The sequence below is a fragment of the Mangrovimonas sp. CR14 genome, from assembly GCF_011764015.1.
In the GTDB taxonomy this organism is placed as follows: domain Bacteria; phylum Bacteroidota; class Bacteroidia; order Flavobacteriales; family Flavobacteriaceae; genus Mangrovimonas; species Mangrovimonas futianensis.
This window is the reverse complement of record NZ_JAAFZY010000005.1, coordinates 95926-110667: the sequence shown is the minus strand read 5'-3', so window position 1 is coordinate 110667 and position 14742 is coordinate 95926. Positions and strand designations below refer to the sequence as shown.

Annotated in this window: 12 protein-coding genes; 9 read left to right on the top strand and 3 right to left on the bottom strand. The window is 36.5% G+C overall.

Annotated features, from left to right (window positions below):
- Positions 1 to 38: 38 nt before the first annotated feature.
- Together GZ212_RS11205 and GZ212_RS11200 are read right to left on the bottom strand one after the other, a co-directional pair.
- Positions 39 to 2588 (bottom strand): M4 family metallopeptidase, encoded by a 2550-nt coding sequence (locus GZ212_RS11205; protein ID WP_240923805.1) that lies wholly within the window; start codon positions 2586 to 2588, stop codon positions 39 to 41.
- 101 nt (positions 2589 to 2689) lie between these two features.
- Positions 2690 to 3109, bottom strand: coding sequence for a nucleoside-diphosphate kinase (locus GZ212_RS11200; RefSeq protein WP_053971635.1), 420 nt, complete (start codon positions 3107 to 3109; stop codon positions 2690 to 2692).
- Positions 3110 to 3197: 88 nt separating this feature from the next.
- Here GZ212_RS11200 and GZ212_RS11195 point away from each other — a divergent pair, with 88 nt between their 5' ends.
- Genes GZ212_RS11195 through GZ212_RS11185 form a run of 3 tightly spaced genes read left to right on the top strand, consistent with a single transcriptional unit; the run spans position 3198 to position 5937 of the window.
- A complete protein-coding gene (locus tag GZ212_RS11195; protein ID WP_166960199.1) occupies positions 3198 to 4217 on the top strand; it encodes a bifunctional oligoribonuclease/PAP phosphatase NrnA in 1020 nt (339 codons plus the stop codon).
- A complete protein-coding gene (gldI, locus tag GZ212_RS11190) occupies positions 4210 to 4755 on the top strand; it encodes a gliding motility-associated peptidyl-prolyl isomerase GldI (protein WP_166960196.1) in 546 nt (181 codons plus the stop codon). The genes GZ212_RS11195 and gldI overlap by 8 nt, the downstream gene beginning before the upstream one ends.
- Positions 4756 to 4782: 27 nt before the next feature.
- Positions 4783 to 5937 (top strand): peptidylprolyl isomerase, encoded by a 1155-nt coding sequence (locus GZ212_RS11185; RefSeq protein ID WP_166960193.1) that lies wholly within the window; start codon positions 4783 to 4785, stop codon positions 5935 to 5937.
- 63 nt (positions 5938 to 6000) lie between these two features.
- Here the strand turns inward: GZ212_RS11185 and GZ212_RS11180 are convergent, their stop codons facing one another.
- Positions 6001 to 7461, bottom strand: a complete 1461-nt coding sequence (locus GZ212_RS11180) for an aminoacyl-histidine dipeptidase (RefSeq protein WP_166960190.1) — start codon at positions 7459 to 7461, stop codon at positions 6001 to 6003.
- 75 nt (positions 7462 to 7536) lie between these two features.
- Here GZ212_RS11180 and GZ212_RS11175 point away from each other — a divergent pair, with 75 nt between their 5' ends.
- The 6 genes from GZ212_RS11175 to GZ212_RS11150 all read left to right on the top strand — a co-directional run bounded on the left by GZ212_RS11175 (position 7537) and on the right by GZ212_RS11150 (position 14708).
- The gene (locus GZ212_RS11175; RefSeq protein ID WP_166960187.1) at positions 7537 to 8604 is read left to right on the top strand and encodes a DUF3810 domain-containing protein; all 1068 of its coding nucleotides are present in this window, start codon (positions 7537 to 7539) and stop codon (positions 8602 to 8604) included.
- Positions 8604 to 9398, top strand: coding sequence for an RNA methyltransferase (locus tag GZ212_RS11170; RefSeq protein ID WP_166960184.1), 795 nt, complete (start codon positions 8604 to 8606; stop codon positions 9396 to 9398). The genes GZ212_RS11175 and GZ212_RS11170 overlap by 1 nt, the downstream gene beginning before the upstream one ends.
- A gap of 4 nt (positions 9399 to 9402) precedes the next feature.
- Positions 9403 to 10635 carry a M48 family metallopeptidase gene (locus tag GZ212_RS11165; protein WP_166960181.1) on the top strand — a complete coding sequence of 411 codons (1233 nt, stop codon included), beginning with the start codon at positions 9403 to 9405 and terminating at the stop codon, positions 10633 to 10635.
- A 91-nt stretch (positions 10636 to 10726) separates the two neighbouring features.
- Entirely contained in the window at positions 10727 to 12943 is a 2217-nt protein-coding gene (locus GZ212_RS11160; RefSeq protein WP_053972120.1) for a bifunctional (p)ppGpp synthetase/guanosine-3',5'-bis(diphosphate) 3'-pyrophosphohydrolase, read from the top strand.
- A 28-nt stretch (positions 12944 to 12971) separates the two neighbouring features.
- On the top strand, positions 12972 to 13421 hold the full coding sequence (locus tag GZ212_RS11155; RefSeq protein WP_053971627.1) for a Fur family transcriptional regulator: 450 nt from the start codon (positions 12972 to 12974) through the stop codon (positions 13419 to 13421).
- A gap of 15 nt (positions 13422 to 13436) precedes the next feature.
- Entirely contained in the window at positions 13437 to 14708 is a 1272-nt protein-coding gene (locus GZ212_RS11150; protein WP_166960178.1) for an adenylosuccinate synthase, read from the top strand.
- The last annotated feature ends 34 nt before the right edge of the window (positions 14709 to 14742 follow it).

Sequence of the window (14742 nt, the reverse complement as noted above, 5' to 3'; positions counted from 1 at the left end):
CAAGCTTTTTTTATAAATAGTAATTCTCTAATCCTATTCTACTCTACAATTAGTTTGATGACTTCATTGGCAGAATTGGATTGAATATTCATAAAATATATTCCCGAAGCAATACCCTCTAGACGAATCTCGTGTTTTGGTTCCGCTCCAAGTTTAACCGTTTGAATTAATCGTCCATTTATATCAAAAATATCTGCCTTTTCTAACAATTGACCTTGTGGATTCGTTAAGTAAAAACTGCCGTTTGACGGATTAGGGTAAACCGAAAGACTTGATAATTGATTGTCATTTATAGATAAAAGATACTCACAATTGTAAATAGCTATTTCGTCCAAATACCAACCGACTCTACCATTACATCCATCAGTTCCCAATTCCCATCTTAGTTGAAGCGTATCATTAGGTAAAACTCCGATACTTGATAAATCCACATAACTCCTACCCCAACTTCCTGATGCCGAACCTTCATCCGTTCCAGTAAAAGCGACCTGTCCGGCCATCGGGTTATCATTACCGGCAAAAATGCCATTTATTTCATCATTGTAACCATTAGCCGTAAAGGCTTCTAAGGGTAATAAAGTCCACTCTCCTCCATTCAAGCTATATTTTATATTACCACCATCCCACTCAAACTCCGTAGCCATATTATGGGCAAACATCATTTCAAAGGTCCCAGTAGGATAATCTGGAATGGTAATCACCGGACTTTCCAATCTTAAGATTCCGTTCTGCAAATCTGTGTTACAATCGCCATTAACAGGATCTGAAGCAAATATTCCTTGCCCATCTCTTCCATCAGGAAGATTGCTTTCTATAATCCAATTTCTTGATTCCCAAGTAGAAGGATTTTCTGGCAATTCAGTCGCAGTCCAATCTCCCAATCCATTTTCCCAGTTTTCAAAGAATATTGGATTAGACCCCGCAGCCTCACAAGGATCCTCCGTTTCAGCCAATAGGGTTTCATATCCACAATTGGTATCCAAACGTAACTCAACGGCTAATAAAACCTCTTGAAGTGTCGTTAAATCTTCTTCAGAAAGTATTTCGCCTGAAAGACCTGCGGGTGTGCTTGTAGTTGATAAGCCTTCTAAATTCACACCTATCAAATCAGTACAAGCAGCTTCCAAGGCATCAGCAAGGTTATAGAAATCACTTGTTGCCGTTAAATATTCACTTTGAGCTCTCCAAAAAATATGAGCCGACTTGGTTAATCCCAAACCAGAAAAAGCATACCCATTATAACTACCACCATCAACCAAAAGGGCATAGGCATGATTAGGAACGCCTGAATTTAAATGGACACCACCAGAATCCCCTGACCCACAATAATATTGAATATCAGTTACTTTTCCCGCATTTCCATAGCACGTAGGCAACCACATATCTCTTATACCGTTACCACCACCTAAAGAAGATGCATCCTCACCTATAATCCAACGATCTGAACTTCCACAAATAGTACGGAGAGACAAATCTTCATCTTCATCTTCATAGTCATTAATAAGATCAACCGTTTCTCCCCAGACGTCAGAAAACGACTCATTAATAGCTCCTGATTGATAAGCATAAATCAACCCACTCGTATATTGGGTATAGGCATGTCCCCATTCATGTGCAATAGCATCATCAGAAGCTGTACCATCACAATAATTGGTAGTGAATCCATTCCAATTAGCATTTGGGCAATTGATATTCGGATTGTTATTAATAGTAATCATTGTGGCTCCTGCATCGTCAAATGAATCAAAACCAAACGCATTGTTCATTAAATGGTAAATATGTCCAGTCGCTTCCACTTCATTTTGTTGCCAGATATCTAAAGTGCCAGGAAATGGATCTCCTTCTTCCCAAATCAAATTAAATGTATTGGCCTCATATAATTCTCTATTAAGAGCATGTGCCATTCCCGTAAATTGCTCAACAATTTGTCCAGTATGTGCATCAACGAAAACAAATTCACGCACATCCTGTTTGTTGGTTACTTCTACCTTATACACAAGGAAAACACCTGCAATATTATTTTGAACCAATCCCTTTTGAAAATACATCAAATCACTTTGAAATGCTTCTAGGTCAATTCCCGAACCATTCAAACCTTGACTCTGCACCTCATTAATAGCAATGGCATTAGCTTGATTAACACTTAATTCTTGTTCCGAACTTATTTTTATTTGCTCTAGATAGTTCCCGTTAATAGCTGTTAGTTCATTTTCATTATTAAAGTGAAATTTTAGGACACCGTCAAAAATAGGCACCTCATTATGCTTTTGTAACAAGATAACTATTTTGAATCCATTCCTATCCTCTTTCACTTGTTGAACATCAAAGTCCTGGGTGAAATCGGCATGTTTAAAAATGGGATAAAACTGAAAAAAAGCATTAACCTTTTGAATCAACGTACTACCAGAAAGTTGTAGAAAATGATTGTTGGAAAAACGTATAAACTCTGGAGTCCCAGTTTGCCTGTTTACAGAAACTTCGGCTCCTGTCTGTGCTTTAAAATCTGCTAAAGAGAAACTCTTATCTTGAGCTATAGCTAATTGAATGAACACTCCAAGGAGCATAAAAAAACTAATTGTCTTTTTCATGTATCTTCTTTTTGGGTCGGCAAGATAAGTTATTATTTAAAAAAAAAAGCTCGAAATAATTTTATTTCGAGCTTTCATTTTATTCTTGGTATTACCTCTAGTTAAAACATTTCTCTACCAGAAAAATGGAAGGTACTTTCAATTAAAGCATTATCATCACTATCACTTCCGTGTACAGCATTTTCACCAATTGAAGCTGCATACAATTTTCTGATAGTTCCTTCTGCTGCTTCAGCAGGATTTGTAGCACCAATCAATGTTCTAAAGTCTTCAACAGCATTATCTTTTTCTAAGATTGCTGCAACTATTGGACCTCTTGTCATATACTCAACCAACTCTCCAAAAAATGGACGCTCCTTATGGATCGCATAAAAAGTTTCAGCATCATTTTTTGTCATTTGGGTTAACTTCATTGCTACAATTCTAAACCCAGAAGCGTTGATTTTTTCCAAAATTGCACCAACATGCCCTTTTTCAACAGCATCTGGCTTAAGCATTGTAAATGTTCTATTTGTTGCCATTTTCTTGTTTTAAATTCGCTGCAAAAGTAATGGATTTATCTAAAAAAACAAGAATGCAACATTTTAAAAAATTGTATATTCGTCCCCTATGACTGAAGATGATATAATTGCAATAAGAAGCCTGATTAGCTCTCCAAAAAAAATAGTTGTTGTACCCCACAAGAATCCTGATGGAGACGCCATGGGATCTTGTTTAGGACTATATCACTATTTAAAAAAACATGAACAAGAAGTAACCGTTATTGCCCCTAACGATTATCCAGAATTCTTGAAATGGATGCCAGCTGATGATCTTTCTTTAAAGTATGAGCTGGAAAAAGATCATTCTGACCAACTTATAAAGGAAGCTGATATCATATTCACCTTAGATTTCAATGCGTTAAACCGTGTTGGTGATATGGAGCAATTTCTTACTGAAAGCTCAGCAATTAAAATCATGATTGACCACCACCAAGAACCTGCAGATTACGCTACTTACATGTATTCTGATGTGCAAATGAGTTCCACCTGTGAGATGGTCTACAATTTTATAACTTGGATGGGAGACCAATCATTAATAGACGAAAATATTGCTACTTGTCTCTATACAGGGATGATGACTGATACTGGTTCGTTTAGATTTCCTTCCACCACCAGTGAAACCCATCGCGTGGTGGCTTATCTGATAGAACAAGGAGCCAATCATTCTGAAATCTACAACAACGTTTTTGATACCAACAGCTTTGACCGCATGCAACTTTTAGGAAGAGCTTTAAACAACCTAAAGGTCAAACCAGAGTACAGAACCGCTTTTATTACACTTTCCCAAGAAGAATTAAATCAATATAATTACAAAAAAGGAGACACCGAAGGTTTTGTCAACTATGCTTTATCTATAGAAAACATTGCCTTTGCTGCCATATTTATAGAAGATAAAGGCAATGACATCATTAAAATATCCTTGAGATCAAAAGGTACGTTTTCTGTAAACGCCTTTGCAAGGGAACATTTCAATGGTGGAGGACACATCAATGCTGCCGGTGGAAGAAGCGAATTGAGCTTAGAGGCTACAGTTGAAAAATTTATTAGTATATTACCAAACTATTTAAAAGCCCTAAACAATGCGTAGTCTCATCACTTGTTTCATATTTGGCCTGTTGCTGTTGGGATGCAAATCTCCAGAAGCCAGAAGACCAGTATCTGCCAAAAGCGGTTCATTTATCGATAAATCAGTTGCCAGAAATATCGAATTGAATGCTAGGGAAACAGCCGTATTTGAAAAAATGATGCAAGACAATCCTGAAATCAACTATTTCTCTTCCCAGAATGGTTTTTGGTATTTTTACAACACCAAAATTGAAGACTCTTTGATAAAACCAAATTTTGGGGACCTGGTTAAATTTGATTATAACATCAAAACCATCAATGGCGACCTTATTTACTCAAAGAAGGATTTGAAAACCCAAAACTACATTATGGATAAGCAAGAACTGTTTTCAGGATTGAGAGAAGGTCTCAAATTAATGAAATCTGGAGAAACAGTGACATTCTTGTTTCCTTCACAAAAAGCATATGGGTACTATGGTGACGAGAACCGTATCGGGATGAATGTTCCCTTGGTTTGTGAAGTAACCATACACTCCATTATTGATAATAACACACCTTAAAATTATACTTATTTACAATTTATATTTATGAAATTTTTAAATCATTCATTTAGAATTTTAATGCTAGCCCTATTGGCAAGTTTCACATCTTGCAGTCAGAAATATCCCGATTTAGGAGACGGACTATATGCTGAGTTCGTAACGAATAAAGGGACTATGGTTGCTAAATTATTTTACAAAGAAGTACCTGTAACTGTTGCCAACTTTGTTGCTCTCGCAGAAGGAACGCACCCAAATGTTACAGATTCATTGAAAAACAAGAAATATTACAATGGTACTACTTTCCATAGAGTCATAGACAAATTTATGATTCAAGGAGGTGATCCAACAGCAACAGGAATGGGAGACCCTGGATATAAATTCATTGATGAATTCTATCCTGATCTTAAGCATGACAAACCGGGTATTTTATCTATGGCCAACTCAGGTCCAAATACAAACGGAAGTCAATTTTTTATTACCGAGGTTCCAACGGGACACCTAGACAACAAACATGCTGTCTTTGGAGAATTGGTGATAGGTCTAGAAGTATTGGATTCCATCTCTAATGTTAAAGTAACACCCGGATCAAACAAACCAGTTGAGGATGTAATAATCTCTCAACTAAACATCATCAGAAAAGGTAGTGAAGCCGAAGCTTTTAATGCGGCCAAGGTATATACTGAAGAACTTCCTAAAGTTGAGGAAAGACAACAACAAATTAAGGAAGAAAAGAAACAGAAATTAAAGGAAGATGCTGCTGTTTCTGCTGAGAAATTTCTTGAAAAATATGCAACCGAAGATTCCCGAGTGATAAAATCGCCTACCGGTTTAGCCATGATCTTTACCAAAGAAACCGATGGTATTAAGCCTGATCCTAGTCAACGTGTGTTAATTGATTGTGCGGGATATTTTGAAAATGGAAAACTGTTTTGGACAACTTGGAAAGAGGTGGCTCAAGAAAACAATATGTATCAAGAGGTAGCGGACAATAAGGGGGCTTACAAACCCTTCTCGATGCCTTATAATGAAACAGCTTCTCTTGTAGCTGGTTTTAGGGAAAGTATGTTGCAAATGAAAATTGGAGAGGAAGTAAAAGCATTTATCCCATCTTATTTAGGTTATGGAGATAGACAATATGGTCCAATACCGCCTAACTCCAATTTGATTTTTGATATCAAATTAACGGCGATTGATGAATAAACGAAATACCGTTAAATAAAAAAAGGAGCTTGAAATCAAGCTCCTTTTTTTATTTGCTCCAACCTACTTCTTTGGAATATTCTTTAAAATTTCTTTTACAAACTCCCAGAATTTCTGAGTTGAGGATATTTGAGCTCTTTCATCGGGAGAGTGAGCTCCCCTAATATTGGGGCCAAAACTGATCATATCCATCTCTGGATAATTTTGTCCAAGTATACCACATTCCAAACCAGCATGACAAGCTGCCACATGTGGCTTTTCTCCGTTCATTTCAATATATAGAGATTCTAACACTTTCAGAATTGGAGAATCCATATTAGGAGTCCAACCTGGATAATCTCCTGAAAAAGCAACATCACACCCGGTCATTTCAAATGATGACCTAAGGGAATTGGCCAAATCCCATTTGGAACTCTCCACTGATGAACGAGTTAAACATTCAATTTTTAATTCGCCGTCTTTAACTAAAACTTTAGCAATATTATTTGAGGTTTCAACCAATCCTGGAATATCAGCACTCATTCTATACACGCCATTACATGCAGCATACACAGCCTTTGTGAAACCTTCCTGAACACCCAAGTCCATGACCAATTTGGGTACTTTGGTTTTAGATACCGAAATATCCAACTGGGGTTCCATGGTTCTTAACTCCGTTTTTATAGTTTGTGACAATTGGGCCATTTCCATTATAAATGCGTCTTCATGAATGCTATCAATAGCAACTAAAGCTTTGCTTTCTCTAGGAATCGCATTTCTCAGACTCCCTCCTTCAATTTCAGAAATTCGTAATCCGAAATTCTCAAATCCATCAAACAACAAGCGATTCATAATCTTATTGGCATTTCCTAGCCCTTTATGGATGTCCATTCCCGAGTGCCCGCCTTGAAGACCTTTCACATTAATTTCAAACCCAATCTGATCTTGAGCAGTTTCTTCAACTTGATAAGTTCTAGTAGCCGTAACATCAACTCCTCCTGCACATCCCACACCAATCTCATCATCTTCTTCCGTATCCAAATTCAATAAAATCTCACCATGAAGCAAGCCCCCTTTTAGACCCATAGCACCAGTCATACCCGTTTCTTCATCTATGGTAAAAAGTGCTTCTATCGCTGGGTGCGGTATATCTTTGCTTTCTAAAATAGCCATAATTGTTGCCACACCTAATCCATTATCAGCTCCTAATGTAGTTCCTTTTGCCCTTACCCAATCGCCATCAACAAACATTTCAATACCTTGGGTATCAAAATTAAATTGGGTATCATTATTTTTTTGGTGCACCATATCTAAATGCGATTGCATAACGATGGTTTTTCTGTCTTCCATGCCAGAAGTTGCAGGCTTTTTTATAATGACATTACCAACCTCATCCTCAAAGGCCTCAAGTCCCAGCTTTTCACCAAATGCTTTCATAAAAGCAATGACCTTTTCTTCTTTTTTAGAGGCTCGAGGTACAGCATTAAGCTTTGCAAAGTTTTGCCACAATTCTTGCGGTACTAAAGATTTTATATCTGAATTCATAGTTGTGTATTAAATGTTTCACAAAGGTATGGATAAGCATAAAAGTATTACAAACAATTCCCTATTTTTGGGTTTATGAGGAAAAGCCCAAAATTATTCCTAGCACTTGCCATTATTCCACAAATCCTTTTTATTAAGTGGATTTCCGTTTATCCTGAAACCGTGGAAACCCATTATAGTTTGGGATTTTATCCCATAGTTTCAAAAGTTTTCAGATTCACCTTAGGATGGTTACCTTTTTCTTTTGGAGACCTTTTCTACGCCATTGCTATCATTTATATGTTAAGATGGCTCATACTCAATGCCAAAAGAATTACACAAGACACCAAAGGTTGGTTTCTGGATGTTTTTTCGGCTTTTTCTGTGATCTATTTTGCATTTCACCTGCTATGGGGAATGAACTATTACCGACTTCCACTTCATCAAAAATTGAATTTGGAAGCTGATTATTCCACTGAACAACTTATGGCTGTCACGGAAAAACTGATTGAAAAATCCAATGCTTTACAACTTCAACTTGCCAAAAATGATTCTGTAAAAGTGCAAGTACCATTCAAAGAAATGGAAGTTTTTAAAATGGTTCCTGAGGGCTACCATCGTCTAAGGGAAGAATTTCCAGATTTAGACTATAAACCTAAAAGCATCAAAAAATCATTATTTAGCTTGCCGCTGACCTACATGGGATTTAGTGGCTATTTAAATCCGCTAACCAATGAAGCCCATGTGGATGGTTACATTCCTATTTATAGATTTCCTGTTGTATCTTCTCATGAGGTAGCTCATCAACTGGGGTATGCTGCAGAAAATGAGGCTAACTTTATTGGTAGTTTAGCGGCTATCAACCATCCAAATGTTTATTTTAATTATTGTGGCTACACTTTCGCTTTAAAACACTGCTTGCTAGAGGTTTACAGAAGAGACCCTGAAGCCTATGAAATTTTGAAGGAAAAAATCCATGTTGGTATTTTAAAAAATTATCAAGAGGTTCAAAATTTTTGGATGGAATACCAAAATCCGTTGGAACCATTGTTCCAAAGCAGTTACAACCATTTTTTGAAGGTCAACAATCAACAAGATGGTATGAAAAGCTATAGTTATGTTGTAGCTTTGGTGGTAAATTATTTTGAAAATAATGCACTCTGATGAAACACATTTCTAGTCCGCAAAACCCTTTAATTAAACAACTGGTTCAACTTAAGGACAAATCCCGCGATCGTAAAAAATCGGGGCTATTTTTAATTGAGGGACAACGAGAATTGGCGCTAGCCATTAAAGGCGGTTATCAATTGGACATGTTGCTTTTCTATGGAAAGCTTTTTTCAGAATCTGATGCTTTAGAATATGAAAAAAAAGGGACTTCCATCATAGAAATTTCACTGGAAGTCTTTCAAAAATTAGCTCACCGCAGCACCACTGAAGGTGTGATTGCTGTTGCCAAATCAAAATCACATCATTTAAGTGATTTGATATTTAAAAATGAAGCCCCCTTAATTTTGGTTGCTGAAGCTCCTGAAAAACCTGGAAATATTGGTGCTTTATTAAGAACCGCAGATGCAGCCAACTTAGATGCCGTAATTATTGCCAACCCAAAAACAGATTTATACAACCCCAACATCATTCGTTCAAGTGTGGGATGTGTTTTTACTAAGCCCATAGCTACGGGATCCACACAAGAAATCATTGACTTTCTTAAGTCAAATCAAGTCGCTATTTTTTGTGCCGCTTTACAGGCCTCCATCCCCTATCAGACACAAAATTTCACCAAGCCATCGGCTATTGTAGTTGGTACCGAAGCGACCGGACTTAGTAATTTATGGTTAAATAACAGCTCCCAAAATATAGTGATCCCGATGCAAGGAGAAATTGATTCCATGAACGTATCGGTTGCAGCAGGAATTCTTATTTTTGAAGCCAAAAGACAACGCAATTTTTTATAACCCAATGACTGCCTCCTCCCTTTTATACATCATTTTAGCTATTATTATCATTGATTTTATCATCGATAAAATTCTAGATGGCCTTAATGCCAAACATTTTAATGACCATCTTCCTGATGAGTTAAAGGATGTTTATGATCCAGAAGAGTATAAGAAATCACAACATTACAAAGCTACCAATTACAAATTTGGATTGTTGTCCTCAACTTTTTCATTGATTTTAACAGTTGGCTTTATCCTTTTGGATGGATTTGAAATTGTAGATAATTTAGCCAGAACCTTAACTGATAATGATATTTTCGTAGCCTTGATTTTCTTCGGAATCATCATGCTGGCAAGCAGCATTATCACTATACCCTTTTCATATTATAAAACTTTTGTAATTGAAGAAGCCTTTGGATTTAACAAAACCACCAAAAAAACCTTCTTTTTAGATAAAATAAAAGGATGGCTTATGTCGGCTGTTTTGGGTGGAGGCATCTTAGCTCTTATCATTTGGTTTTATAAATCGACAGGAAATTATTTTTGGTTTTACGCTTGGGGAATAGTAACCGTATTCACTGTTTTTATGAATATGTTTTACTCCAGATTAATAGTACCACTTTTCAACAAACAGACACCTTTAGAAGAAGGATCTTTAAGAAATAAAATCTCAGAATACGCTGAATCCGTTGGGTTTCACCTAAACAAAATTTTTGTTATTGATGGTTCTAAAAGGAGCACTAAAGCCAACGCCTATTTTTCGGGTTTTGGTAGCGAAAAGCGGGTCACGCTTTATGACACTTTAATCAACGATTTGGATGAAGATGAAATTGTTTCCGTTTTGGCTCATGAGGTGGGTCACTACAAAAAGAAGCATATTATTTTCAACTTAATAACGTCCATTTTATTAACGGGATTCACCTTTTATATTTTATCCCTTTTTATTTCCAACCCTTTACTTTCTGAAGCATTAGGCGTTGAAAAACACAGCTTTCATATTGCCCTTGTAGCCTTCGGATTGCTTTACTCTCCTATTTCGGAAATCACGGGACTTATTATGAATTGGTTCTCTAGAAAATTTGAATATCAAGCCGATGATTATGCCAAAAATACTTTTCGAGCAGCACCTCTTATTACGTCACTAAAAAAGTTATCCAAAAACAGCTTGAGCAATCTCACACCGCATTCAAGCTATGTGTTTGTACATTATTCACACCCTACTTTGTTACAACGTATTAAGAATTTAAAAAAGTAGTTAACCATTTATCTATTCAAACCCAGACTTCATCTTAAATTCTGACCAAAATATTGTTCATTAATTTTCTTATTGCTATTTTAGATATATGATGACCGATGTAGACATAGAGAAGGAAAATGCTGCCATTGCCAAGGCTTACAGGGAATTACTTAAGGTAAGTTACAGAACCCTTTCTTCCACGGATAAAAAATTGATAAGAAAGGCTTTTGAAGTTGCTTTAGAAGCCCATAAAGATCAACGCAGAAAGTCTGGTGAGGCATATATATTTCATCCTATTGCGGTTGCTAAAATCGTGGCTCAAGAAATTGGTCTTGATGCTACCTCTATTGCAGCTGCTCTTCTTCACGATGTAGTTGAAGACAATGAAAATTATTCTGTTGAAGACATCCATAACATGTTCGGACCCATAGTGGCCAGAATTGTTGATGGGCTAACTAAAATTTCTTCCTTAAAGCAATCTGGTGATATTTCGCTTCAAGCTGAGAATTTCAGAAAAATGCTTCTCACTCTTAATGATGATGTGAGAGTAATAATAATTAAAATAGCTGACAGACTTCACAACATGCAAACCATGGATTCCATGAGGTCTGACAAACAGGAAAAAATAGCTTCTGAAACGCTTTACATCTATGCACCTTTGGCTCATAGAATTGGTCTTTATAACATCAAGACTGAGCTAGAAGACCTAGGTTTGAAATATACCGAACCTGAAACTTATAATGATATCCTTACCAAAATGAAAGAAAGTAAGGAAGAGCAGGATGAGTACATTGCTGAATTCAGTGATGTCTTGAAAAGATCACTGGATAAGGAAGGTTTGAACTATGTGATTAAGGGACGTCCTAAATCCATCTTCTCGATAAGGAGAAAAATGTTGAATCAAGGGGTTTCCTTTGACGAAGTTTATGACAAGTTCGCCGTTAGAATCATTTATAGAAGTGATAGGCAGAATGAAAAATTTCTGGCCTGGAAGATTTATTCGATTGTAACAGACCACTTCAGACCCAACCCAATTCGACTTCGAGATTGGATTTCTTCACCAAAATCAACAGGTTATGAGGCACTTCATATTACAGTTATTGGTCCAAAAAGCCGTTGGGTAGAAGTTCAAATAAGAAGTGAGCGAATGAATGAAATAGCTGAAAAAGGTTATGCCGCTCATTACAAATACAAAGAAGGAGATGATAATGATGATTCTTTGGACGGCTGGATTTCAAAACTACAGGATGCCTTAGAAAATCCTGAAGGCAGTGCCGTGGATTTTGTTGAACAGTTTAAGCTAAACTTATACTCCAAAGAAATATTCGTGTTCACACCTAAGGGTGAATTAAAATCTCTGCCAAAGGGTGCAACTCCACTTGATTTTGCTTTCAGCATACATACGGAGGTAGGAATGAAAACCCGAGGTGCCAAAGTGAATAGCAAGTTGGTTCCTTTGAGTTACGAATTAAAAAGTGGTGACCGTGTAGAAATATTAACTTCAGAGTCAGTCAAACCCAGTACCAATTGGTTGGATTACGCCACAACAGCCAGAGCCAGAAGTAAAATAAAATCTGTTCTTAAAGCCGATAAAAAGCGAATTGCCGAGGATGGCAAGGAAATACTACGAAGGAAATTAAAACAGCTCAAAATAGAACTCAATGAGAGGTCTATTAATGAAATGGTCAATTACTTTAAATTGAGCACAAGTTTAGATTTATTTTATCGGGTAGGAATAGGAACGATAGACAGCAAAATGATCAAGGAATATGCTTCTTCAAGAAGTAATGCCTTGATGAGTTATATCAAAGGAAAAATTGGACGTAAAACCCACTCTATTCCCAAGGAAGAATTAGAAAGGGACGAAATTACAACCAATTATGATTTGCTTGTGTTTGGTAAAGATGAACAAAGACTGGAGTACAAATTGGCCAGTTGCTGCAATCCGATACCAGGAGACCCTGTTTTTGGCTTCTTAACCATTAACGATGGTTTAAAGGTGCATAAGAAAAATTGTCCAAATGCATTGAGTTTGCAATCAAATTATGCATACCGAATCATGTCTGCTAAGTGGGTAGATTCATCTCAACAGGAGTTTACCACTCAAATCAAACTTTCAGGAATTGACAATTTGGGACTCGTCAACAATATCACTCAGGTAATATCCTCAAACATGCATGTTAATATGAAGAGCATCAGTTTTGAAAGTGACGACGGTGTATTTCACGGAAAAATAAATGTGGTAGTCAAGAACAATAACATGCTCAATAAACTTATGGATCATTTGAAAAAAATTAATGGTATCGAGAAAGTGTCTAGAGTTTAAAAATTAGTGTAAATTTGCAGTTGGAATTATGAGTGTAAAAACAGATAGTAAAAATCAAGAAATTGTAAAAAATGTCTTCACGGCCTATTTAGAAGAAAAAGGGCACCGTAAAACACCTGAAAGATATGCCATCCTTCAAGAGATTTATGATAGTGAAGAACATTTTGATATAGAATCGCTCTACCTTAACATGAAAAACAAAAAGTATCGTGTTAGTAGGGCAACACTTTATAACACCATTGAGTTACTTCTAGAATGTGGATTGGTAAGAAAGCATCAATTTGGCCAAAACCAAGCCCACTATGAAAAATCTTATTTTGATAAACAACACGACCACGTCATCCTTACCGATACTGGAGAGGTTATTGAGTTTTGTGATCCAAGGATTCAAAGCATTAAAAAAACCATTGAAGAAGTGTTTGATATTGAAATAAAAAACCACTCACTTTACTTTTACGGGAATAGAAAAAACAACTAATAACTTATTATTAAAATGGCAGTAGATTTACTACTAGGTTTACAATGGGGTGACGAAGGCAAAGGAAAAATTGTTGACGTTCTAACCTCTAAATACAATATTATTGCAAGATTTCAAGGAGGCCCAAATGCGGGACACACTCTAGTTTTCAATGGAAAAAAGCATGTGTTACACACCATCCCATCGGGAATTTTCCATGAAGATGCCATTAACCTAGTTGGAAATGGAGTTGTAATTGACCCTGTCATTTTTAAAAAAGAACTTGATAAATTAGACGAACAAAACGTCGATTATAAGAAAACATTATTTATTTCCAGAAAAGCTCATATCATCCTACCAACCCATCGTTTGCTGGATGCTGCGAGTGAAGCCTCAAAAGGGAAGGCCAAAATCGGCTCTACCTTAAAAGGAATAGGCCCTACTTACATGGATAAAACGGGACGAAATGGAATTCGTGTTGGTGATTTAGAACTAGCAGATTGGAAAGATAAATATAGAGCTCTAGCAGATAAGCATGAAGCCATGATTGAGTTCTACAACGTTGAACTCGAGTATAACCTAAAAGAGTTGGAAACGGAATTCTTTGAAGCTGTGAGCGTTTTAAAATCTTTAAAGCTTATTGATTCCGAAGAATACATCTTCCAAGCTCAAAAGGAGAATAAAACTATTTTAGCTGAAGGTGCCCAAGGATCTTTATTGGATATCGATTTTGGAACTTATCCATTTGTAACCTCAAGTAACACAACAGCAGCTGGGGCTTGCACAGGTTTAGGTGTTGCTCCAAACCAAATTAAAGATGTTTTTGGAATTTTCAAGGCATACACCACAAGAGTTGGATCCGGACCATTTCCTACTGAATTATTTGATGAGAATGGCGAAACCATGGCACGTGTAGGTCATGAATTTGGTGCAACTACAGGAAGACCTAGAAGGTGTGGTTGGTTAGATTTAGTAGCTCTTAAATATGCTTGTCAGGTAAATGGTGTCACCCAGTTAATGATGATGAAAGCTGATGTACTTTCGGGCTTTGAGACCTTAAAAGTTTGTACCGCTTATAACTATCAAGGAGATACAATTACTCATTTACCATATAATATAGAAGAGGAAAATGTCACTCCCGTTTACACCGACTTTAAAGGTTGGAAAGCAGATTTAACAGAAATGTCTGAAGCATCTCAATTACCAGCAGAACTTAATGACTATATTGCCTTCCTAGAAAAAGAATTGGAAATCCCAATCACCATTGTTTCTGTAGGTCCAGATAGAAAACAAACGATTTTCAGATAATTTTCTTTTATAAAGAAATTCAAACCTGCTAAAA

Coding starts and splice junctions, on each gene's coding strand:
- GZ212_RS11185 (WP_166960193.1), top strand. CDS start 4,783: ATGAAATTTTTAAATCATTCATTTAGAATTTTAATGCTAGCCCTATTG.
- GZ212_RS11170 (WP_166960184.1), top strand. CDS start 8,604: ATGAAACACATTTCTAGTCCGCAAAACCCTTTAATTAAACAACTGGTT.
- GZ212_RS11175 (WP_166960187.1), top strand. CDS start 7,537: ATGAGGAAAAGCCCAAAATTATTCCTAGCACTTGCCATTATTCCACAA.
- GZ212_RS11150 (WP_166960178.1), top strand. CDS start 13,437: ATGGCAGTAGATTTACTACTAGGTTTACAATGGGGTGACGAAGGCAAA.
- GZ212_RS11205 (WP_240923805.1), bottom strand. CDS start 2,588: ATGAAAAAGACAATTAGTTTTTTTATGCTCCTTGGAGTGTTCATTCAA.
- gldI (WP_166960196.1), top strand. CDS start 4,210: ATGCGTAGTCTCATCACTTGTTTCATATTTGGCCTGTTGCTGTTGGGA.
- GZ212_RS11180 (WP_166960190.1), bottom strand. CDS start 7,461: ATGAATTCAGATATAAAATCTTTAGTACCGCAAGAATTGTGGCAAAAC.
- GZ212_RS11155 (WP_053971627.1), top strand. CDS start 12,972: ATGAGTGTAAAAACAGATAGTAAAAATCAAGAAATTGTAAAAAATGTC.
- GZ212_RS11160 (WP_053972120.1), top strand. CDS start 10,727: ATGACCGATGTAGACATAGAGAAGGAAAATGCTGCCATTGCCAAGGCT.
- GZ212_RS11195 (WP_166960199.1), top strand. CDS start 3,198: ATGACTGAAGATGATATAATTGCAATAAGAAGCCTGATTAGCTCTCCA.
- GZ212_RS11165 (WP_166960181.1), top strand. CDS start 9,403: ATGACTGCCTCCTCCCTTTTATACATCATTTTAGCTATTATTATCATT.
- GZ212_RS11200 (WP_053971635.1), bottom strand. CDS start 3,109: ATGGCAACAAATAGAACATTTACAATGCTTAAGCCAGATGCTGTTGAA.